Raw genomic sequence first — 22,620 nt, 5'->3', positions numbered from 1 at the left:
CGGTAGAATCGCGCCTCACCGTTCCGGGTCTTGCTCTAATAACTGCGAGGCAAGCCCATCACGTGCTCGCCGATGTAGTTGAGAATCATTTCGCGATTGAGCGGCGCGGTCTTCAACAGCCGCACCAGCGGATAGATATCGAAGATGCCGTACTCCTTGGTGAACCCGTTGCCGCCGAAGCATTGCAGCGCGGTGTCCACCGCCTTGATGCCGGCGTCGGCTGCGGCAAGTTTTGCCATGTTGGAGAATTCGCCGGCTTCGCGGCCCTGATCGAAGATCCAGGCGGCTTTTAGTGTCATCAGCGATGCCAATTCGACATCGGTGCGGGCGCTGGCCAGGGGATGCTGCAAGCCCTGATAAGATCCGATCGGCACGTTGTTGAAAACCCGCCGCTCCTTGGCGTATTCGACTGCCCGGTTCAGGGCATAGCGGCCGAGACCGCAGGAAATCGAACCGACAAGAATGCGTTCGGGATTAAGGCTTTTGAACAAAATGCCGAATCCCTTGTCGACTTCGCCAACAATGTCCTCCGGCCCAAGATCGACTTCGTCGAAAAACAGCTGCCATTGTGTTTCCGGGGCCGGAATGCTCACTGGAATGTATTGCTTCTGCACGCCCTTGGCTTTCAGGTCGACCACAAACAGGGTGAAGCCATCGGTTTTCTTCTGAACCTCGGTATGCGCTGTCGTTCGCGTCACCACCAGCGCGTAGTCCGCGCCATCGGCGTCGGTGATAAATGTCTTCTGACCGCTCAGCGCGAAGCGATTGCCACGCTTCTTTGCTATCGTGGAAGTACGAATCGTGTTGGTTCCCGCGTCAGGCTCGGTGATCGCGAAGCAAAAGCGCGTCTTGCCGCCACACGCATCGGGCAGATAGCGCAATTTCTGCGCTTCGCTGCCGTATTTGGCTATGAATCCCAAGCTCATTGCCGCGCCGACGACGAGGTTTAGCAGTGGAATGCCATTGTTTGACAAGCCCTCAAGGAACAGGTGCATCTCGACCATGCCTTGTCCCGAGCCGCCGTATTCCTCAGGCACCATCGTTCCGACGAAGCCATCCTCCGCAACCTTGCTGTAAAGGGCTTGGGGGAATACGTGCTTGTCGGCGCATTCCATCCAGTATTTGCGATCGAATTGCTTCGCAACCATATCGCCGTATTCGTAGATTTGCCGCTGCTCGTGCGTAAGATCAAAGTCCATGTGGGAACTCCGCCGCCGGCCGAAACCGCGTTGTTCTAAGTTGAGAATTCGAAACCCTCTCGGGAACACCGTCGAGTTTATTGTTTGCGAGGCGGCCGGCTGTCGGTCGGCAGCATCAATTGCTTGCTATCTTTAGGCAGAAGCGGCTAGGATTTCAACCTAACAATCGTTCGAAAACGAACGAATGTTAGAAAATAATGAAGACCGTCGAGCCCGCATTTCCTGGCTTGTGATCAGTTTTGGGGAATAGCCAATTGACCGCGATGAAATCCGCTGTCGCGACCGGGTCGGACGAGTTCAAGCTCAATCGCGCTCATTATCTGGCGCGGATCGCCGATCTCCAAAGGCGTCGGGCCGAGGCCAATCAGGGCGGCTCCGCCAAGGCTCGCGCCTTGCATAAATCGCGCGGCCAGCTGCTGCCGCGCGAACGCATCGCGGCGCTGATCGATCCCGGTTCGCCGTTTCTCGAGTTCGGCCACCTGGCGGGCGAGGGGATGTACGACGGCGTGCCGCCGGGCGCGACAATTATCACGGGCGTCGGACAGGTCTGCGGGCGCGGTTGCATGCTTATCGCCAACGATGCCACAGTGAAGGGCGGGACGCTGTTCGGCATGACAACGAAGAAGCATACCCGCGCCCAGTTGTTTGCGTGGCAACACCGGCTGCCCTGCATCACCTTGGTGCAATCAGGTGGCGGCTTCCTGCCGGACATCGCCAATATCTTTCCGGACGAAGGGCAGGCCGGATCGATCATGTACAATCAGGTAAAGATGTCGGCCGAGAATATCGCGCAGATCGCCGTCGTTCACGGCCCTTCGACCGCGGGCGGCGCTTACATTCCGGCGCTGTGCGACGAGGTGGTGATCGTACGCGACCAGGGCGCGATGTTTCTCGGCAGCCCGCAACTGGTATTTGCCGCGACCGGCGAGACCATCGAGATCGAACCGCTCGGCGGCGCGGAGATGCACAGCCGGATCAGCGGCGTCACCGACCATATCGCCGAGAATGACAGCCACGCGCTGGCGATCGTGCGTAATATCGTCGCCAACCTGGGAGAGCCGCCGCGATTGCGCTGGACGGTCGAGCAGGGCGAACCGCCTTGCCATGCGGTCGAGGAAATCTATGGAATCGTCAGCGCTAACCGGCGCATCCCAACGGACAACCGGGAGATCCTGGCGCGCCTCATCGACGGCAGCCGCTTTCAAGACTTCAAGCATCTTCACGGCGAAACCATGCTATGCGGATTTGCCCGCATCCACGGTTTCGAGGTCGGCATCCTGGCCAATAACGGCGTGCTGTTTTCGGAAAGCGCGGTCAAGGGGGCGCACTTCATCGAACTTTGCTGCAAGCGCGACATTCCGTTGCTGTTCCTGGTCGATGTCTCCGGCTTTATGGTCGGGTCCGCAGTCGAGCGTCAGGGCATTGCCAAGCATGGAGCCAAGTTCATGACCGCGATGGCCTGCGCCGATGTGCCGAAATACACTATCATTACCGGCGGCTCTTATGCCGCGGCTTATTTCGCAATGCTAGGCCGCGCGTTCAAACCAAACGCTACCCTGATGTGGCCAAGCGCCCACGCCGCCTTGATGGGACCGGAGCAGGCGGCGACAACGCTAACGATGGTGCGCGACAATATCCATCAGCGCGAAGGCAGTTCTTGGACCGACGAAGAACGTGAAGAGTTCAAGCGGCCGATCCTGAGGGACTTCGAGGCGTTCGCCGATCCCTATAACTACGCCCGCCATTTGTGGTGCGATATGGTGATCGAACCTGCGGAGACCCGCGAGGTGATGGCGCTGCTGCTCGACCTCGCCGGCCGGACGCCTGCCAAGCCGACGAGATTCGGGGTGTTCCGGATGTAGCTGCTCGCCTGTCAGGCTAAGCCCGCCGGAAGCGCGGCAGCGTCACTTCCTCGCTGATTTTTTCGCAGACGAGCATGACGTCCATGTCGAACGTGACCTCTTCGGGCTTGCCGCCGGTATAGGTGCTGATCATCCGCGGGCCCTCCTCCAGATCGATCAACAAAACAGCGTAGGGCAGATCGGTTTTGAAAGCGGGTCCCGGTGCGCGCTGTACCACGCTGAAGGAATGTACCTTGCCGCGCCCGCTTGCCGGTCGATGGGCAAGATTTTCGCCGCCGCACTGCCGGCACATCGCCTGCTGGTAATATTGCACGTGGCCGCAATCGGCGCAGTGCTGCAGCAGCAGCACGCCGTCGTGCAGGCCGCGCCAGAGGGCGGCGGAATCCGCGTCGGGCGTCGGCACCGGCTTCTTCATGGCGTCTTCGGACGAGATCACAGCGTGTTCTCCGTGCCCAGAATGGTGGTGGCATTGGTTGCGAAACCCGCGCCGAGGCTGTGCACCAGCCCGAGTTCCGCGCCCGGCACCTGGCGTTCGCCGCATTGGCCGCGCAACTGCGCGATGACCTCATGAAAATGGAACAGCGATCCCGGCATTCCCGAATGGGCGAACGACAACAATCCGCCATGGGTGTTCGATGGAATCTGGCCGCCATAGGTCATATGGCCGTCCGCGACGAAACGGCCGCCTTCGCCCTTCGGGCAAAAACCGAGATCTTCCAGCATCATGATGACGGTGCCGGTGAAGCAGTCATAGACGCCGGCGACGTCCATGTCCTTGGGGCCATAGCCGGCCATTTCGTAAGCCTTTCGGCTCGACGCGACCGCGCCGGTTTCGGTCAGCGAGGGCATCAGGAAAATATGTTCGTGGGTGTAGCATTCGCCGCCGCCCAGAATGTAGATCGGGCTTTTGATGCCGAGCGCCTTGGCATGTTCGGCCGATGTCAGAATGAATGCCGCGCCGCCATCCGATATCAGCGAGCAATCGAGCTTGTGGTAGGGCGTCGTCACCATAGCTGAGCTTAGCACGTCGTCCACCGTGATCGGGCTGGTCTGCTGCGCACCGGGCGTGCGCATAGCATGACGCCGCTGGACCACGGCGACTTCCGCCAACTGTTCCGGTGTGGTGCCGAAATCCTTCATATGCCGGTGTGCCGTCATGGCAAAGGTATTCGCGACAGGAATGCCGAACGGCATCTCGTATTGCTGATCACGGCTTTCCGTCATCGAGCGCAGCGCCAGATCCGGCGTCAGGCCGGTCAGCAGGCTGTCGCCGCCGACCACGAGTACGACCTCGGCGAGGCCGCCATGAATGGCAGCGGCGCCAATATTGAACATCGTCGCCGCCGTCGCGCCGGATACCTGAAGCGTGTTCGAAAAGGTCGGCTGAATACCTAAATACTCGCTGAACGCAACGCTGAAGCGATGGAAGGGAGAAGCGAAGGCATGGCTCGACAGCACGCCGTCGATCTCGTTTTTCCCGATGCCGGCATCGGCCAGCGCCTTCTTCGCGGCGTCGGCGGCGAGCCATAACGGGCTCTTTCCCGGCACCTTACCAACCGGCGACATTCCGATACCGATTACCGCGACCTTGCCGCGTAGCGTTTGTTTACGAATGGAAAGCATTTGGTCTCCGCCCGGCGTGATGCGTGAAGGTCAGTTTCCGGCCGTCGTGCGTGCCGAGGCGACGCCCGTGCTGCCGCCGGAAAATCCCAAGAACTTGGCGTAGGTATCGACTGGCACCCGCCTGGTGACGAGCTTGTTTTCGGGCGCAGTCGTGTCCTCGTAACCCAGCGCCACGCCACAAATCAGGATTTCGGTGTCGTCAAACGAAAGATGCTTGCGGATGATGTCGTGGTACCAGGTGAACGCGGCCTGGCCACAGGTGTGCAGGCCATGACCGCGCGCGGCGAGCAGGATGTTCTGCAAGAACATACCCATGTCGATATAGCTGCCGGTGTTCAAGCGGCGGTCCATCGTCACGAAAAGTCCGACCGGGGCGTCGAAAAAAAGATAGTTGCGGTTCATCTGCGATGTGCGTGCGGCAACGTCGTCGCGAGCAATGCCAAGCTTTGCGTAAAGGTCGTAGCCGAGCTCGCGCCGACGCCCGATATAGGGCTCGTGCCATTCGGTCGGATAATACTCATATTCCGGCCGATGCTTGTCCGGTTCAGTTTCGGCAGCTTTCAGGATGTCCGCGCAGAGCCGATCCTTCACCTCGCCCGCGATCGCGTAGACCTTCCACGGCTGGATGTTGTGGCCACTTGGCGCACGCGCCGAGACCTCGATGATTTTTCGCACGACCGGTTCTGGAACCGGCTTGGGAAGAAATCGCCTGACCGAGCGCCGCGTCAAAATGGCTTCTTCGACATTCATGTTTCCGTCTCCGATTGCGGTGCCTTGCCGCGAGCAGTTTTCGTTCGACGAAAATTGCGACGCGAAGAGCTAATGGGCGTGTCCGTATTAGCTGTTTACCCGTTGCCTTTCGCCCGCCAGCCTGGCTTCGAGCTCGTGGCGCTGAACCTTGCCGCTGGTGGACCGCGGAAATTCCGAAAAATCGATGAACCGGAACTGCCGGGGACATTTGTATCCGGCAAGATCGCGCCGGCACAGAGCAAACAGGTCCGCCTCGGTGACCGTGGTGTCGCGGCGCGACACGAATGCCACGGGAACTTCACCCCATTTCACATCGGGGACACGCACAACCGCGGCCTCGGTGATCCCTGCATCACTCATCAAAACGCGCTCGATCTCGGCTGGATAAACGTTTTCGCCGCCAGTCTTGATCATGTACTTGGCGCGATCGACGAAATCGAGCGAGCCGTCATCATTGCGCCGAAACACGTCGCCCATGTGAAACCACCCGCCGCGAAAATCGCGCACGTTGGTATCATCAGCTTTCCAATAGCCGGAGAATAAAGTTGGGCTGCGAATAGCCAACTCTCCCGGTGCGCCAATCGGAACCTCCTTGTCGGCAGAATCGACAAGCTTGATGTCGCAGAACGCGCTTTGTTGCTTCGCCAGGCTGGCAGGTATTTCGCCTACCGGGATCAACGATCTGGTTGCCGGCGGCAAGCCAGTCTCGGTCGAACCAAAACTGTTGACGTAGGGAGCTCGCAGCAGGTCAGTGACCTCGGCGATGACATGCGGAGGGACCAGGTCGGCCATCGCGCCGCAAAGGCCAACGCCTTTTACGGTCGTTTTTTGCTCCTTGAAGCCGGCGATGAATGCTTCAATCATGCCCGGAATCAAGACAAACCAGCCGATCCGATGGCGCTCCAAAGCAGACAATAACGGCTCGATCTGGAAGCCATCGACCACGACGACCGTTCCCCCGCGCAACAGTGTCGCGAGACTGTGGTCCGTGGATGCCATGTGAAACAGCGGCGCCCAGGCCACAAAGGTATCGTGATGCGAAATGTTCAGCTCGGAACTGAACACCAGCGCCCGCATGATCATCGCCCGATGCGAAATGACGGCCCCTTTGGGTTGGCCGGTGGTCCCACTGGTGTAAAGGATAACCAGGCCGTCTTCGGATTCCGCCGCAATGGGCAGCGCATGACCGTTTTGTTCTTGCAATATATGCTCGTATTGCGGGCCGATCTTGATAACCTTGCGGTCCCCTATGGGAGAAAGTTCGAGATTTCCGGCCAGTTCTTCTTCAACAATCAAGAGCTTCGGTGAGACCAGATCGATACAATAGGCGAGTTCCCGCTGCGACAATCGCCAGTTCAGGCAAGCGGTGATGACCCCGAGATTGGCGGCCGCCAGCTCCACTTCGAGATACTCCGGTCTGTTACGCGAGAGCAATGCTACGCGGTCGCCTCGTCGAAGATCTTGGCTCGCCAGCATCGAGGTTGCCCGATGTACACGGTCAAGGAGCTGCCCATAGCTGATCTGTCTGCCCTGATACTCGATCGCGACCGAAGATTTGTGGATCAGCGCTCTCGCGCGAAACAGCTCGCCAATCGTGGGACTGGCGCCCGCCCTCGTTGTCAGAGCTTTTTCGTGCCCGTCTGTCACGGCAAATCCTCCGAATCTTGCTCTCGCCGCCCCCGACGACGGCCTCAATTGAAAAGTATAAGCTTGCAGCCTTTCCCGATCGGTTTTAAATTCTAACATCTGTTCGAATGAATTCATAGCAGGTTCGTGGCGAGGACGTATCGGAAGGCAGGAGAAATCTGCCGACTGCGATATGCATCGTCATCCCCTGTAAGATTTAACCCGACCAAGCAAATCAAGTGTCCAGAAGGGAAGCCGATGTCCAATCGTTATGCTGCTTATACCAAATTGAAGCTCGACTATCCGTCCAAGCGGGTTCTCCGGCTCACATTCGACCGGCCCGAGACCTACAATTCGGTCGACGCCGAGACCCACACTCAGCTCACCAATATCTGGCGTGACATCAACGACGATCCAGATGTCAACGCGGTCATCGTGACCGGAGCTGGCAAAGCCTTTTCGGCGGGGGGCGATTTCGAGCTGATCAAGAGTATTCTAGACAACCCGGTCGCACGGATGTCGACCTGGAAGGAGGCCAAGGATCTCGTTTATAACGTTATCAATTGCAACAAGCCGATCATCTCGGCGATCAACGGCGTCGCCGTCGGTGCAGGTCTCGTCGTCGGAATCCTGGCCGATATCTCGATTTGTGGAAAGTCCGCGCGCATCGTCGATGGTCATACGCGGCTTGGCGTCGCGGCGGGCGATGTCGCTTGCATCATCTGGCCGTTATTGTGCGGCCTTGCAAAAGCAAAATATTACCTGCTGACCTGCAAGCCACTGTCCGGCGAAGAAGCTGAGCGGATCGGTCTGGTGTCGCTATGCGTCGAAGACGCGGACTTGCAGAGGATAGCGATCGAGACGGCCGAGGAGCTTTCTAGCGGCGCGCAAAGCGCGATCCGTTGGACCAAGTACGCTCTTAACAACTGGCTGCGCGTCAATGGTCCGCTGTTCGATACCTCGACCGCGCTTGAGATTTTGGGTTTCACCGGCGCCGAGGCGCGCGAGGGATTGGCGTCCCATCTCGAAAAACGCAAGCCGGTGTTTCCGCAGGATTGCCCGCTCTGATTTTCGCGCGCGGCGGTCATCTCAGAAGGGGGCCGGAATTTCACCCGGCCTTCTTCTTGCGGCAGCCGTTAGCCGAGAATTATTTCATCGAACTGACGATCTCGCGAAGCCTGAATTTCTGCACTTTGCCGCTCGGCGTTTTCGGCAAGGCTTCGAGCACCTCAATGCGCTCCGGCCAGTAGTTCTTGGCTACAGCGTTCTCCGCCATATACGCCATCACGTCAGCTAACGTCAGTAATGCTCCCTCGCGCAGCACGACACAGGCACAGGCCCGCTCGCCCAAGCGTTCATCTGGCACTCCGACGATTGCGACTTCCCGGACGGCTGGATGGCGATACATCAGTTGTTCAATCTCGATCACCGGAACGTTCTCGCCGCCGCGGATGACGATGTCCTTGGTGCGCCCCGTGATACGAATGTAGCCGTCCTTGTCCTTGCGGGCGAGGTCGCCGGTCTCAAACCAGCCATCCTGATCGACGGCATAGAGATGCGGCCGCTTGAGGTAGCCCACAAAGGTGCCGGGGCCCCTCGCTTGTAGGCGCCCTTCTTCATCGTGAGGCAGGACTTTGCCCCCGCCATCGACGATCCTGACTTCCATACCCTGGCTTGGGCAACCGTCGGTCTCGAAGACTTTTTCCGGTGGATCGTCGAGCTTGGTGGTCGTCACCAGCCCGTTTTCCGTCATCCCCCATCCCGAGACGATGTGCGCACCAAGATTCTGTGTGGCCTGGCGCACTAAAACACGGGGAATTGGGGCGCCTGCCGATACGAAAGTGCGCAGTGAACGCAGCGCTTCAGGCCGCCGCTCCGCCTCCGCAGTCAAATCCGCCAGAAACGGCGTCGATGCCATGGTCATCGTCACGCGCTCTGTCTCGACAATATCGACCGCCTTGGCTGGATTCCAGATATCCTGAAGAATGACCCGTCCTCCCAGATACAGCGGCAGCAGCAGGCCGACGAGAAAACCGGTCTGATGGGCCATCGGCGAGGCCATCAGCACGACATCGTTGGCTGTGAGACGGACGCGATCCTCAAAATATCGCACGCTGTTCAGCAACGTATTGCCTGTATGCATCACCCCCTTGGGCTCACCTGTTGTGCCCGACGTATAAAGCAATTGCACGACATCATCGGCCGAGGCAGCGGTCGCTGCCTCAACCCGCTTTCCCGGCGAATTCAGCACGGTCTCGAAGTCTTGATTGTCGCCCGAACCGATAATGACGACGTGCTCAAGTGTGGGCACCTTGGCCTTGAGGCGGTCCGCCATTGCGGCGTGATCGAAATCGCGAAATCGCTGTGGAACGATCAGCACGCGCGTCTCGGCCAAGGTCAGCATGAATTCCATTTCGCGATCGCGGAAAATCGGCATGATGGGATTTGTGACCGCGCCGATCCGCAGCAGTGCGAGGTGAAGAGCCATGAATTGCCACCAATTCGGCAACTGATACGACACCACTTCGCCAGGCTTGACACCAAGCCGCAACAAATTAGCCGCGGTTCGCTCGGCAGCTTGCTGCAGTTCGCCGTATGTCAGCGCCGTACGTCGGTTGGACGCAGCTTCGTAGCCAACAACCGCGAGCCGCCCTGGATCGTTTCTGGCATGCCTCGAAAAAAACTCGAGCAAGGTTTGATCGCTCCAGAATCCAGCGGCCCGCATCGCTTGCTTGCGCTGATCTGACAAGATCGGATCCATCCCCATTGTACGCCTCTCCTTATGAAATCCTTGGAGTACCGGGGTCGGGGCCCGGTAAAAAGTCCGCTTCCACCCAGCCCGACAGCTCGCCATTTTCTCCGTGGTTTATGCGGCGCCAAGTTTCTCGCGAAGCCTGTCAACTGCTTCGGGATTGGCGAGTGCGGAAAGATCGCCGGGATCCTTGCTTTCGAACACTGCTCGCAGCACCCGGCGCATGATCTTCATGTTGCGGGTTCGAGGCAGATCATCTACAAAAATTATCTTCTCCGGCCGGTACGATGCTCCCATGCCGCTCACGATAGCGGATGAGAGCTCGTTGACAATTTCACTCTCGACGTTCGTACCTGGCATGAGCACGCAGGCACAAACGATCGCCGAACCCTTTACCGGGTGCGGAATACCGAACACCGCCGCCTCGGAGACCTTGCCGGTGTCGATCAAAATGCCTTCGAGCTCGGACGGCCCGGTCCGCTTGCCTGAAATCTTGATGGTGTCGTCGGAGCGCCCGAGAATATAGTAAAGCCCATCATGGCCGCGCATCGCAAAATCGCCATGCACCCAAAGGCCGGGAAGCGTGCTCCAGTAGCTTTCGACATAGCGCGCATCGGCCTTCCACAAGCTCTTGGTCAATCCGATCGACGCCTGGCGGAGCACCAGTTCGCCGACTTCGCCGGGCGGCAAGCTCTTGCCGGACATGTCCACGATGTCCGCGCCGACACCGAGCGCCGGACGGGAGAACGAACCGGGGTTCATCGGATGGTTCGGCGTCCCCGTGAAGATGCAACCTCCAACCTCGGTGCCGCCGGAAATGTTGATGATTGGAAGCTTTCTCTTGCAGACATGCTCGAAGAACCATTGCCACGGCGCGTTGGTCCATGCCTCGCCGCCCGACGCGGTCATACGCAGGCTCGACAGATCGTGGCGCTCGACGTCCTGCGTTCCATAGCGCATCAAACTACGGACTATGGTGGGGGATACTCCGAGATAGCTGACGCGATGATCCTGGATCAGCCGCCAGAATCGTCCGGTGTCCGGAAAATCCGGCGTGCCTTCGGCGATCAGAAGGCTCGCGCCGGCGAAACTGGGAATACATGCGCACATCGCGCCGACCATCCAGCCCATGTCACTGAGAAAGAAAAAACGGTCCGATGATTTGAAATCGGCGCAAATGATCATGTCGCGTGTGACCATAGAACCGATGAAGCTGATATGGGTCCAAACGCAACCCTTCGGTTCGCCGGTGGTTCCCGAGGTGTACAGCAGAATCGCGGCATCTTCCGCATTCATTTCGGCGGTCGCGATAGCGCCGTCCTTGCCGATGACGATATCGTGCCACCAGTGATCGCGGCCCTTTCGCATCGGGGTTTCGATCTTAAGGCCTTCACGATCGACGACGATCACGTGCTGCACTGTCGGTGAGGATTCGAGCGCGACGTCGAGGACGGATTTGAGCGGTGCCGCAGCGCCCCGCCGCCAGGTCCCGCTCGCGGTGATGACGGCCTTGGCGCCGCCATGGTTGAGCCGGGTTTGCATGGGAGCCGGACCGAAGCCGGAGAACAGCGGCATCAGGATCGCGCCCAATTTCAGCACAGCGAAAAACGCGATAAAGGTTTCCGGCAGGTTCGGCAAATAGAGAGCGACCACATCGCCCTTACCGACGCCGAGATCACGCAGTCCCTGCGCAAGCCGTCCGACGCCGCGGTCCAATTCACGATAGGTAAGCGCGCGCTGTTCGCGCTTGTCTTCACCCTCCCAGACCAAAAATGTCTGGTCCCATACGGGCGTGCTGCGATGCTTGTCAATGCAGTTCAGCACGATGTTGGTGGTCCCGCCGACGCACCAGCGTGCCCATGGCTGCCCGCGCGACAGATCCAACATTTGGTCGTAACTGCGATAGAATCGAACATCGCAGAACTTAAAGACTTCCTCCATTAGCCATGCCGGATCGGCCTCAGCCTTCGACGCGAGGTGATCGTAATCGTCATATCCGGTTGCGCGCAGGAAAGCGGTCAGATTGCTTGTTGCAATTAGCTCCGGCGGAGGTGTCCATGCATAGGACGTTGGATTATTCATCGACTACGTTCCCTGATTTGCAGTCAAGTTCAATTCGAGATTGACTTACCGGCCGATAGGAACGCATGCCCGATCGAACACGAGACGGTGGACAGGCCCGCCCGATAAGCATGTGTCCAGCCTGGACGCCTAATGCTAACGCTCTCGTCTTTGCGAGTTCAATCGATTCTAACAATCGTTTGATAAATCTATTCGTATGGAACAACAAATGAGGTATCCATCTTTTGGACGCCGGTCGCAACCCGATTTGACTTGCCTCAATTTCTAACGTCTGTTAGGTTAGTGCAGGTACCAATCGAGGCACAAGTGAAAGTCAACCCGGACCTCGCGGAATTTCTCGCTCCAACGCATTACGTGGATTGCGACTCACCTGCGATTAGAGAGTTTGTCTCGCGTGTGGCTGGCGACAAACAGGACCGGTCGACGGCCGAGAAGGCAATCCTCCTATTTAACGCGGTACGAGACCAGATCAGATACGACCCCTACGCGGTGAGTTTGTCCGAAGCCGATTATCGCGCCAGCGAGATTCTCAAAACGCCTTCGGCGTTTTGTGTTCCGAAGGCAATATTGTTGACGGCCGCCATGCGCGCAGCGGGAATCCCCGCCGCGATCGGCTTTGCAGACGTTCGCAACCATCTGAATTCCCCCAAGCTGACGGAGTTAATGGGGACTGATCTCTTCATTTATCACGGCTACGTCGCGCTTTGGCTCGATAGGAAGATGTTCAAAGTGACGCCCGCGTTCAACATGGAGCTATGTGAACGATTTGGAGTCCGACCTCTTATCTTCGACGGTACGGCCGACGCGTTGTTTCACGAGTTCGACACGAGCGATCATCGCCATATGGAATATGTCAATGACCGAGGTTGGTTCGCCGACGCTCCGATAGGCAAGATGCTTGAGGACTTTCGCGTTGCATATCCCGCGCTGGTGACATTGAATACTGGTGGCGTCTTAATAGATGACGCTGCCTTCGGAGCGCCTCAATCAGGGGAGTAGGCCGGAGCGAACGAAACCGCGGGATTTGACTAGCCGAATCCAGGTGCGAGCTGAACACGACACTTGGGCGCGCAGTTTATCGATGGCGCGATCGGAATCGTCCGATTGGCCCCAGCCCGAAAATCTACGCACGGCGGCACGCGTCTCGCCGAGAGATGGCAATGGGGGCGATAGGTACGCTCATTTTGAGATCTGCCGCAATTCGGAAGGCTGCTTGGCGTATTGAACCGCGACACGACCGACCTTTTCACGTGCGATGACAAGTTTCTGAATTTGTGCGGTTCCGTCGCCGATTTGCAGGCCCATCACGTCGAGGTAACGCTGATGAAACGGCAGATCGGTGGTGTAACCGTAGTGGCCGTGAGTGAGGAGGCACTGGTGGATGATCTCGCAGGTCACTTTCGGCACATACCATTTGCACATCGCAGCTTCCGCGGTATGTGCAAGCCCGCGATCTCTGAGCGAAAGCGTATAGTAGCAAAGCTGCCGCATCATGGTGAGCTGGGTCTCGGCTTCCGCGAGCGGAAAGCTCACGCCCTGAAACTGCGCGATCGGCCGCTCGAAGGCGAGCCTTTCGGTTGAGTATTGCCATGCTTCATCGACCGAAGCCTGGGCAGGTCCGATGCACTCAAGGCCGATCAAGGCACGGCTATAGTCGAAGCCTGACATGATCTTGGAGAATCCCTTGTTCTCCTCTGCCATCAGGCACTCGGCCGGAATGAAGACGTCGTCGAAGAACACCGAGCCGCGTCCGACAGGTTTGGTACCGATGTCATCAAAATGCGTCCGCGTGATTCCGCTCTGCGCCAGATCGACAAAGAATGCGCTGACGCCACGTGCGCCGTCTTCGACCTTCCCGGTTCGGGCAAAGATGACTGCTGCGTCGCATTGATCTGAAAAACTCATGGAAGTCTTTTCACCGTTGAGGCGATAGCCATTTCCCGATTTTTCAGCTCGCAAAATGAGGTTGGCAGCGTCCGAACCGCCCCGCGGCTCGGTCAGGCCGAGGCCGATGATCTTCTCACCCCGGGCCACTTGCGGTAGCCACTCCTGAGCGATTTCGGGCGAGGCGTGCTCTGCGAGCATTCCGCCGAGCAGTGACGCCAGAAGTTGGACGTAGCTGGCGTTGAAGTCTCCATAAGCGATCTGCTCGACAATAATGCCTGCCGTCACGCTGCTCTCGCCAAGGCCGCCGTATTTTTCCGGCAGATCGGCGCCAATCAGGCCGAGTGACCCCATTTGTTTCAGCATGGCACGATCGATGCGGTGTTCCCTTGCCCGCCTCTGATAGTGGGGGCCCAGCTTGTCCTTCGCGAAACGCTTCGCGGTTTCCTGAAAAGCCTGCTGCTGCTCGCTAAGCGCGTAATCCATCGCGATTCCTCCCATCTAGGTGATCTTCAGTTCTTGCATTCAGTCTAACAACTGTTAGAAATTTAACAACCAGCCACGGAGGCAAGTCCATGCTGACGCCGACCAGCCCCGGAACATCGCTTTACCCTCATTTGCTATCTTCGCTAAAGGTAGGGCGGACCACGTTGCGTAACCGCATGATCATGGGGTCGATGCACACCCGTCTCGATATGGAGGACAACGGCGTGCACAAGATGGCGGTTTTCCTTGCCGAGCGCGCCAAGGGGGAGATAGGACTCATCATTACCGGCGGTTATGCGCCCAACAGCGCGGGTCTGATTGAGCCTGGGGGGCCGATTTTGACCGAACGTGCGCAAGCTCGCGAACTTCGTCGCATCACTGATGCTGTCCATCAGCACGGTGGTAAAGTCTGCATGCAAGTGTTGCATTCGGGCCGCTATTCCAAGCAAAGGGACTGCGTCGGTCCTTCTGACATCCCCACCCGCATCAATCGGTTTCCCCCGCGTGCAATGACTGGGGCAGAGATTGAACAGACGATCTCGGATTACGTGCGCTGCGCGCTGCTCGCAAAGGAGGCCGGGTTCGATGGCATTGAGATCATGGGATCGGAAGGTTACCTCATTAATCAGTTCACGGTGGTGCGAACCAACAACCGTACCGATGAGTGGGGCGGATCGGAGCAGAACCGCCATCGGCTCGCGGTGGAACTCGTCAAACGCTCGCGAAGCGCCACCGGCGACGACTTCATCATTGTCTACCGAATCTCGGCGCTGGACCTCGTCGAAGGAGGTGCAACCGGCGAGGAGATTGATCGGCTTGCCCAACGGGTCGAGGCCGCGGGCGCCGACATTCTCAACACCGGTATCGGCTGGCATGAAGCGCGCGTTCCCACGATCGCTTACGTCATTCCGCGCGGCGCATGGCGTTTTGCGGCATCGCGTCTGAAGAAAGCGGTCAGGATTCCGGTAGTGGCATCAAATCGCATTAATACGCCGGATACCGCAGAAGAGATTCTGGCGGCGGGGGATAGCGATCTAATATCGATGGCCCGCCCGATGCTGGCCGATCCGCACTTCGCCAGGAAGGTGCGGGAGGGCAACGCCGGCAAAATCAACATCTGCATTGCCTGCAATCAGGCCTGCCTCGACCTGATCTTTTCCGAGCGGACCGCGAGTTGCCTGGTTAATCCGCGTGCCTGCCGCGAGACTGAGTTTGAGGACGGCCCGGCTCAGACCTCGCGCAGGATCGCAGTGATTGGCGCAGGCGCGGGCGGTCTCGCAGCTGCCGCGGAAGCCAGCCGACGCGGGCACAAGGTAACCCTGTTTGAGGCCGCTGATCGCATAGGCGGGCAACTCAACCTTGCCCGAGCAGTCCCGGGCAAGGTCGAGTTCGACGAAATGCTGAGTTATTACAGCGGCCAAATCGCCGATGGCGGCGTCGATCTCAGGCTGAATTCTGCTCCATCGGTTAGTGACCTGAAAGACGCGCGGTTCGATGCTGTCGTTGTCGCCTGCGGCGTCCATCCCCGTGTGCCGGAGATTCCCGGCATCAAACATCCCAAGGTGGTGTTCTACAACGATTTGTTGAGTGGCAAAAGCCACGCGGGACGGCGAGTCGCCATCATCGGCGCGGGAGGCATCGGTTTCGATGTCGCCGAATACCTCTGCCATTCGCAGCCTGATGAACCGCCAAAATCACGGGCAATGGATATTCGTGAGTTTCAGCAGGAGTGGAATGTCGATGCCAGCCTTACGAAAGCTGGAGGGCTATCGGGCGATCCGCTGGCACCAAAGCCAAGTTCGCGCGAAATTACCATGCTGCAGCGCAAGAAGACGCGGCCTGGCCTCGGTCTCGGCGTCTCGACTGGTTGGATCCTGCGTAGCAGTCTTGAAAAGCGCGGGGTCAAGATTGTCGGAGGGGTTATCTATCAGCGGATCGACGATCAAGGTTTGCATTTCGTGGCCGAGGGTGAGCCAAGTACGCTCGCGGTCGATACGATCGTAGTTTGCGCCGGCCAAGTATCTAACCGCGATATGCTCACCGAACTGCTCAAGACCGGAATCGAGACGCATGTCATCGGCGGCGCCAAGGAGGCTTCCGAACTCGACGCGATGCGTGCGGTCGAGGAGGGCGTGCGGGTCGCGCACGCGCTTTAAAGGGGGGAGGAGCCTGAGATGAGTTCGCAAAGCAGCCAGCCGAGTTACGGGTTCACCGACGACGAACTCTCCACGATCCCGACAGTGTACCGACCTGATCTGTTCACCGGCCAGACCATCATCGTCAGCGGCGCGGGGAGCGGACTCGGGAAGGCGATCGCATTCCTGTTTGCGAGGCTTGGCGCCAATCTGGCAATCTGCGGGCGCGACGCCGAGAAGCTCGCACACGTCGTTCCGGATCTAGAGAGTCTCGGCGCCCGCGTCTTCAGTAGAAGTCTCACCATCCGCGACCCCGATCAAGTCAACGAATTCGTCAAAGACGTCTGGGATCATTTTGGTCGTGTCGATGTGATGATCAATAATGCCGGTGGGCAGTTCGCCCAGATGGCCATCGACTTCAAGCCAAAGGGCTGGAACGCAGTGATCGATACCAACCTGAACGGATCGTGGTGGATGATGCAAGCGGCGGCTCGCGAGTGGATCGAGCGCGGCAAGACCGGCAATATCGTCAATATCGTGGCATTGATCTGGCGAGGCCTGCCGGGGATGGCGCACACCGCCGCGGCGCGGGCCGGGGTGATCTACGCGTCCAAGACCGTCGCGGTCGAATGGGCGCCGCACGGCATCCGGGTGAATTGTGTTGCCCCTGGCGTCAATGAAACCACGGCATTCGACCGCTATGTTCCGGAAGGCTCCGCGACCTACAAGGAAGCGAATCCCATGAAACGGCACGGCGATGCATGGGATATCGCCGAGGCCTGCGTTTATCTCGCCGCGCCGTCAGGGAAATTCATCACGGGCGAAACGCTTTCGGTAGACGGCGGGCAGCAAATGTGGGGCGATCCGTGGCCTGCCGGACGTCCGAAATATTTTCGCATTGGTCAGACGTAAACAAGCTCCCGAAATCGAATATCCGATATGCCGCCGCAGCGTTAACGATTTTGACCGCTACGACAATCCTGCATCGCCGCGTTCGCGTTTGGCAAATTTAACGGCGTCGATCATATCGCGGGCGTCGTGGGCCAGATGTAGCGTCTCGCCGCCGTCGATGTACCAGTCCTCGCCGGTGACGAATTGACCGAGCGGCGAGGACAGAAAAATGATTGCTGCAGAAATATCCTCGACGCTGCCCATGCGCCCCAGCACGTTGCGGTTGAGCCTGACCCAGTCGTCCGGCGGTATCGGATAGCGGCCAAGCGCCTCGGTCTTGATGGTTCCGGGTGCGACGCAGTTTAGGCGAATACCGAACTCGGCCCACTCGTAGGCGAGCGTTCGCATCATCGCGGTAACGCCGCCGCGCGCTGCCGCGGTATGCACGAAGCCGCCAAGGCCGCTGCGGATACAGGCGGTTACGAACACAATCGATCCGCCATTCGCCAACATGAAATGGTCCGCGGCAGCCTTGGTTACCTGCCACGAGCCGATCAGGTTGTTGCGGATCACGGTTTCAAAGCCCTTGTTGCTGAGTTCGCGGGCTGGCGTGACGAATTGTCCGCCGGCATTATTGACGAGGATATTGAGCCCGCCGAACTCGGCTTTGATCTTCTCCATCGCGCGTTCGATCAAGTCGGGTTCGCGAATGTCCGCCGACACGGCAAATGCCTCGCCACCCGCGTCGCGGATTACCTTTGCGGTGCTCTCTATCGGATCGATGCGGCGGCCGAGAACGGCGATGCGGGCCCCGCAGCGCGCCATCTCAATGGCCGTGGCGCGGCCCATTCCTGTGCCGCCGCCGGTGACGAGTGCGACCTGGCCCTTGAGAAGTTCCGGCGCGAAGCGCGTTTTTGAAGGACTCTCGTGCATCACCAATCCCATGCCTGAAAATACTTTTGCGTTCGGTCGAGTTTAATATATTCTAACATATGTTAGAATACATAAAAAGGCAGATCGATGTCAGACAATGAACCTATACGTTATTCGCTCGAGGATGGCATTGCCACGATTACCATCGATCGGCCCGCGCGTAAGAACGCCCTGTCGGTTGAGGCGATGAACGGTTTGACCAATGCCTGGGAGCGTGTCGAACGGGATTCCCAGGCGAGGGTGGTGATCCTGACCTCGGCTGACTGCGGCGTATTCTCCGCCGGTCTGGACCTCAGGCAGGCAGCCGAGATCAGGGCGCGTGACGGCGTCGACATACTGACCCTGATGCGCGATCCGATGCAAACGGCCATGCGAACCGTTTCAAAGCCGATCATCGCGGCGATGACTGGGTCGCTGATGGCGGGCGGGATGCTGCTGGCGCTGAAGTGCGACCTGAGGATCGGCTTACGCGGTACACGCGCCGGGATTACCGAGGTCAAGATGGGGCGGGGATCGCCGTGGGCAGTACCGCTGCTCTGGATGTTGCCGCAACCCGTGGTGATGGAACTCGTCTTGACCGGCGAGACCCTGCCGATCGAGCGGCTCGCGGAGTATGGTTTCGTCAATTATCTGGAAGAAACACCCGACGCTGTTCGTGCGCGTGCATTGCAACTTGCGCGCAAGATTGTAGAAGGCGCACCATTGTCGGTGAGGGCGGCCAAGGCCAGCGTGTTGGCCGCGATGGACCTCGGCTGCGAGAAGGGGCTCGTTGAGGCCAACAGGCTTCATGTCGAAGCCTACGCAAGCCTCGATGCCATTGAAGGCCCGAGAGCCTTTGCAGAGAAGCGTAAGCCGGTGTGGCAAGGTAAATAGGGCAAGGCAGATGAGGATTGTGCCGAACGATGTCCGCTTTCATGCTTTCGAGTTGATAGCGGATACCAATCCTTTCCGACAATTTTTCCTTACCCGCAGGGTCAACGATGAGCACGCACCACGTCGGCACCCCGAAACGCTCGGCTTATTTCAGAGAAGAGCATGAACTGCTGAAAGCCCAGATACGGCGATTCGTCGAGGAGGAGATCAAGCCGTATGCGCTGCAATGGGAGCAGGACGGCATGGTGCCGCGCGACGTGCTGCGGCGCATGGGTGAGCTTGGCTTTCTGGGCATCCGCTATTCAGCAGAATATGGCGGCTCGAACATGGATACGTTGGCCACCGTTGTTTTGGCCGAGGAACTGGGACGGTCGACGTTCTCGGGAGTGGCGATCACGGTTCTGGTTCATACCGACATGGCGTCGGTGCATCTCTACAACGCCGGCTCGCAGGCCTTGAAGGACCACTTCATGCCGGATGTCATTGCAGGGAAGAAGATCGTCGCTGTCGGCGTCACCGAACCTGGCGCGGGCTCTGACGTGAAAGGCATTCGCACCACCGCGCGCCGCGAGGGCGACGGCTATGTGCTCAATGGCACCAAGATGTTCATCACCAACGGTGTACATGCGGACCTTTATTGCATCGCCGCCGTGAGCAGTCCGGATGCACGTCCGTCCCAGCGCTTGTCGATGTTCCTCGTGGAGAAAGGTACGCCCGGTTTCCGGGTTGGTCGCGATCTCGACAAGCAGGGCTGGAGGTCATCAGACACGGCGGAGTTGCTGTTCGAGGATTGCCGGATCCCCGCAACGAACCTGCTCGGCGAGGAGGGACGCGGTTTCTACGGGATCATGCAAAACTTCCAGAACGAGCGGATCGTGCTCGGTGCAATGGCGATGGGTGAGGCGCTAGCTGCGATAGAGATCACGCTGGACTGGGTCACGCAGCGGCAGACCTTCGGCGCGCCGCTGTGGTCGAGACAGGCTATCCGTCATCGGTTGGCGATGCTGGCGGCCAAGGTTGAGGCAGGGCGGCAACTTGTTTATTGCGCGGCATGGCTGGTAACGCAGGGGATCGATGCCACCAAGGAAGTATCGATGGTCAAGGCTTATTGCGGCGAGCTCGTCAACGAGGTGATGTACACGTGCCTGCAATTTCACGGCGGCATGGGTTACATGCGAGAGAGTACGATTGAACGAATGTCGCGAGATGCTCGCGTTCAATCAATTGGCGGCGGCACTACTGAAGTAATGCTGGAAGAGGTCGCCAAGCGTATGCGATAACCAACGCACAAACTGGAAACACTAACGCGGCAAGATGCCGTTGAAGATCAGCAACGTGGTCCGGCTCGCCAATTCCTGTACCGAGCTGCTTTTTCGCGCATCGAACCACTCGACCGTCCAATTCAAGGCACCAAGAATAAACCTGCGTAGCGGAACGATTAGTATCTCCGGGCGGATTTCGCCGGCACGCTGCGCATCCGCCAGCATGTCATCCCAATATTTGCCATAGGCGCGGCGCAGTGGACGATGGCGCTTCTTGATGCGCTCCGGCAACTGACCGTAGACGCGCATGTTGGCGGAGGTGTAGTCGCTTTCTTGCAGCAGGGTGACAAGATGAGCTTTGATCGCGGCGCTGATCTTGTTCCGGTGCGACCCCTTGCCAAGTTCGTTCACACTTGCCTTTACCGCATCGAATATACGTTGCAATCCAAGTTCGAGGATTTCGTCCAATATCGCGGTTTTCGAATCGAAGTGGTAGTAGATGCTGCCTGCCTTCATTCCCGCCTTGTCAGCGATCTGTCGAAGCGTAGTGGCGGAATAGCCCTGCTGTCGAAAAAGCTGTGCCGCGACCCGAAGGATAAGGTCTCGTGAAACGTGCGATTTCGGCGGCACGGAAAGTGCGACATTTTTACGCTTGGGCTCGCGCTTGGCAACCCGCTTCATTCTCGATGAAGATTTCAAATCTTGCTCGCTCAAACCCGAATGGCATCACCGTACAAAGCCCAGCTCTTGCACCAGATGAGTAATGCCGTGTAATAGACCAACAAGGCTGTTCGGGCAACATTGCGAAGCGCTGAAACTACTTTCAATGGGCGGCCAGCGAACGACTCAAGCCTCGGACGATACATCATCACGATCCGACCGTAATAGACGGATCGGCCTCTTGCAAGGGAGCCGGGCCTTGTCCCCATTGGTCTGGCCGGCTACAACTCGATATCGCCGGCCAGCAGCCGCTGCGCGATGGTGCGTGCCAGGATCTCGTTGGTGCCGTCGGCAATGTTGATGATTCGCAAATCCTGCAAGGCATGGACGAGGCCGACCTCGTTGGTAAGGCCCATGGCGCCGTGGGCCTGTATCGCTTGATCGACGGCTCGATAGCCCACCTGTACGGCGTAGGCTTTCGCCATCGACAACTCCTTCACGGCCCGCTCGCCACTATCGAGCAGCATCGCGGCGTTGAGTCCCATCAGATGCGCGGCGTGAAGTTCAGTGGCGGCGCGCGCGAGCGGGAACGAGACGCCCTGATACTCGGCGATCTTGGCGCCGAACGCCTCACGCTGCTTTACATAGCCGAGCGCCTTCTCGATCGCCCAGCGGCCCTGACCAACCGCACGTGCCGAATTGTAGATCCGCCCGAGCGAAACGCCATAGAGCGCGAGCTTGAAGCCGTCGTCGAGCGCGCCGACGAGTTGCCACGGCTCAACCCTGATGTTCTCAAGCACCAGCGCGCCTTCATGACCGCCGGGATGACCGAAGAGCCGCACCACGCTTTCAACTTCAAACCCCTCGGTGTCGGTCGGCACCAGAAAGCCGCTGATCCCGCCGGCTTTTCGCTGCGCCTTACCCGGATCGGTGACGGCAAACACGATGCACCATTCCGCGGTGGGCGAGTTCGTGGTCCAGAGTTTCCGTCCGGTGATGCGCCAGCCGTCTCCATCGCCCACCGCGCGGGTCTTTATCATGCTGGCGTCCGAGCCCGCTCCTGGTTCCGACAGTCCGAAACACATCGAGGTGCGTCCCGTGATCATTGCGTCGAGACAGCGCGCCTGCGCCTCCGGTGTCGCTTGCGTCAGCATTGCGCTCGGCCCAAAGGCCCAATGAGCGATCACCCAGGGCGTCAGGATCGAATGGCCGCCGATTCGTCGGTAGACGGCCTCCCAGGCGACGTAATAGGCAAGATGTCCGAGCCCGCCGCCGCCAATCGCGGCTGGCGCACACATCGCGTAGTAACCTGCCGCGGCGGACGCCATGCGCACCTCGCGGATTAGCGCGCGCACCTCCGGCGCATAACGCCCGTCGGCAGCATAGGTGAGGCGCGGATCATTGAACAACGCGTGGTTGCGCTCCAGGCGCGGGAGAACCTCGGCTTCGACAAACCGCATGACCCCATCGCGCACCGCAACCACGTCTTCGGGAAGCTGAAAGCCGATTGCGCTCATGTAACCATCTTCCGTGTCGAGACCAGGGGCTGCGGGCGAAGCGACTTTAGTTATAAGGCAAACTCATCTCACGAGCGATTGTACG

The 22,620-nt window shown here is 58.9% G+C and carries 18 protein-coding genes; 7 read left to right on the top strand and 11 right to left on the bottom strand.

Going from position 1 to position 22,620, the window contains the following annotated elements:
• Positions 1-35: 35 nt before the first annotated feature.
• Positions 36-1,199, bottom strand: coding sequence for an acyl-CoA dehydrogenase family protein (locus AX729_RS22615; protein WP_021075758.1), 1,164 nt, complete (start codon positions 1,197-1,199; stop codon positions 36-38).
• A gap of 254 nt (positions 1,200-1,453) precedes the next feature.
• Between AX729_RS22615 and AX729_RS22610 the strand changes: the two genes are divergently transcribed.
• Positions 1,454-3,061, top strand: coding sequence for an acyl-CoA carboxylase subunit beta (locus AX729_RS22610; protein WP_156457150.1), 1,608 nt, complete (start codon positions 1,454-1,456; stop codon positions 3,059-3,061).
• 16 nt (positions 3,062-3,077) lie between these two features.
• On the opposite strand, the gene AX729_RS22605 is transcribed toward AX729_RS22610, so the two are convergent.
• The 4 genes from AX729_RS22605 to AX729_RS22590 form a co-directional block, all read right to left on the bottom strand.
• Positions 3,078-3,476, bottom strand: coding sequence for a Zn-ribbon domain-containing OB-fold protein (locus AX729_RS22605; RefSeq protein ID WP_244646212.1), 399 nt, complete (start codon positions 3,474-3,476; stop codon positions 3,078-3,080).
• A 17-nt stretch (positions 3,477-3,493) separates the two neighbouring features.
• Entirely contained in the window at positions 3,494-4,684 is a 1,191-nt protein-coding gene (locus tag AX729_RS22600; protein ID WP_021075761.1) for a thiolase C-terminal domain-containing protein, read from the bottom strand.
• Between the two features lie 30 nt (positions 4,685-4,714).
• On the bottom strand, positions 4,715-5,434 hold the full coding sequence (locus tag AX729_RS22595) for a nitroreductase (RefSeq protein ID WP_021075762.1): 720 nt from the start codon (positions 5,432-5,434) through the stop codon (positions 4,715-4,717).
• An 87-nt stretch (positions 5,435-5,521) separates the two neighbouring features.
• A complete protein-coding gene (locus tag AX729_RS22590; protein WP_245325334.1) occupies positions 5,522-7,198 on the bottom strand; it encodes a class I adenylate-forming enzyme family protein in 1,677 nt (558 codons plus the stop codon).
• 120 nt (positions 7,199-7,318) lie between these two features.
• Here AX729_RS22590 and AX729_RS22585 point away from each other — a divergent pair, with 120 nt between their 5' ends.
• Positions 7,319-8,128, top strand: a complete 810-nt coding sequence (locus AX729_RS22585) for an enoyl-CoA hydratase/isomerase family protein (protein ID WP_021075764.1) — start codon at positions 7,319-7,321, stop codon at positions 8,126-8,128.
• 79 nt (positions 8,129-8,207) lie between these two features.
• On the opposite strand, the gene AX729_RS22580 is transcribed toward AX729_RS22585, so the two are convergent.
• Together AX729_RS22580 and AX729_RS22575 are read right to left on the bottom strand one after the other, a co-directional pair.
• Positions 8,208-9,821, bottom strand: coding sequence for an AMP-binding protein (locus AX729_RS22580; RefSeq protein ID WP_245325330.1), 1,614 nt, complete (start codon positions 9,819-9,821; stop codon positions 8,208-8,210).
• Positions 9,822-9,926: 105 nt separating this feature from the next.
• The gene (locus AX729_RS22575; protein WP_021075766.1) at positions 9,927-11,894 is read right to left on the bottom strand and encodes an AMP-binding protein; all 1,968 of its coding nucleotides are present in this window, start codon (positions 11,892-11,894) and stop codon (positions 9,927-9,929) included.
• Between the two features lie 306 nt (positions 11,895-12,200).
• Here AX729_RS22575 and AX729_RS22570 point away from each other — a divergent pair, with 306 nt between their 5' ends.
• Positions 12,201-12,893, top strand: coding sequence for a transglutaminase-like domain-containing protein (locus AX729_RS22570; protein WP_021075767.1), 693 nt, complete (start codon positions 12,201-12,203; stop codon positions 12,891-12,893).
• A gap of 180 nt (positions 12,894-13,073) precedes the next feature.
• Here the strand turns inward: AX729_RS22570 and AX729_RS22565 are convergent, their stop codons facing one another.
• Positions 13,074-14,264, bottom strand: a complete 1,191-nt coding sequence (locus tag AX729_RS22565) for an acyl-CoA dehydrogenase family protein (RefSeq protein ID WP_021075768.1) — start codon at positions 14,262-14,264, stop codon at positions 13,074-13,076.
• 89 nt (positions 14,265-14,353) lie between these two features.
• Here AX729_RS22565 and AX729_RS22560 point away from each other — a divergent pair, with 89 nt between their 5' ends.
• Complete coding sequence (locus AX729_RS22560) at positions 14,354-16,420, top strand: NADPH-dependent 2,4-dienoyl-CoA reductase (RefSeq protein ID WP_021075769.1); 2,067 nt, start codon at positions 14,354-14,356, stop codon at positions 16,418-16,420.
• An 18-nt stretch (positions 16,421-16,438) separates the two neighbouring features.
• Positions 16,439-17,311: an SDR family oxidoreductase gene (locus tag AX729_RS22555; protein ID WP_021075770.1), complete on the top strand. Its 873-nt coding sequence runs from the start codon at positions 16,439-16,441 to the stop codon at positions 17,309-17,311.
• Positions 17,312-17,368: 57 nt separating this feature from the next.
• Here the strand turns inward: AX729_RS22555 and AX729_RS22550 are convergent, their stop codons facing one another.
• Positions 17,369-18,223: an SDR family oxidoreductase gene (locus AX729_RS22550; RefSeq protein ID WP_021075771.1), complete on the bottom strand. Its 855-nt coding sequence runs from the start codon at positions 18,221-18,223 to the stop codon at positions 17,369-17,371.
• An 87-nt stretch (positions 18,224-18,310) separates the two neighbouring features.
• Between AX729_RS22550 and AX729_RS22545 the strand changes: the two genes are divergently transcribed.
• Complete coding sequence (locus AX729_RS22545) at positions 18,311-19,096, top strand: enoyl-CoA hydratase/isomerase family protein (protein WP_021075772.1); 786 nt, start codon at positions 18,311-18,313, stop codon at positions 19,094-19,096.
• Positions 19,097-19,203: 107 nt separating this feature from the next.
• Complete coding sequence (locus AX729_RS22540) at positions 19,204-20,376, top strand: acyl-CoA dehydrogenase family protein (protein ID WP_021075773.1); 1,173 nt, start codon at positions 19,204-19,206, stop codon at positions 20,374-20,376.
• A 21-nt stretch (positions 20,377-20,397) separates the two neighbouring features.
• On the opposite strand, the gene AX729_RS22535 is transcribed toward AX729_RS22540, so the two are convergent.
• Together AX729_RS22535 and AX729_RS22530 are read right to left on the bottom strand one after the other, a co-directional pair.
• A complete protein-coding gene (locus AX729_RS22535; RefSeq protein WP_063817274.1) occupies positions 20,398-21,039 on the bottom strand; it encodes a TetR/AcrR family transcriptional regulator in 642 nt (213 codons plus the stop codon).
• Between the two features lie 260 nt (positions 21,040-21,299).
• Positions 21,300-22,535 (bottom strand): acyl-CoA dehydrogenase family protein, encoded by a 1,236-nt coding sequence (locus AX729_RS22530; RefSeq protein ID WP_021075775.1) that lies wholly within the window; start codon positions 22,533-22,535, stop codon positions 21,300-21,302.
• Between the last annotated feature and the right edge of the window lie 85 nt (positions 22,536-22,620).

This window comes from Bradyrhizobium sp. CCH5-F6 (genome assembly GCF_001556045.1).
Taxonomy (GTDB): Bacteria; Pseudomonadota; Alphaproteobacteria; order Rhizobiales; family Xanthobacteraceae; genus Bradyrhizobium.
The sequence above is the reverse complement of the archived record's forward strand: the minus strand, read 5'-3'. Positions and strand labels throughout refer to the sequence as shown.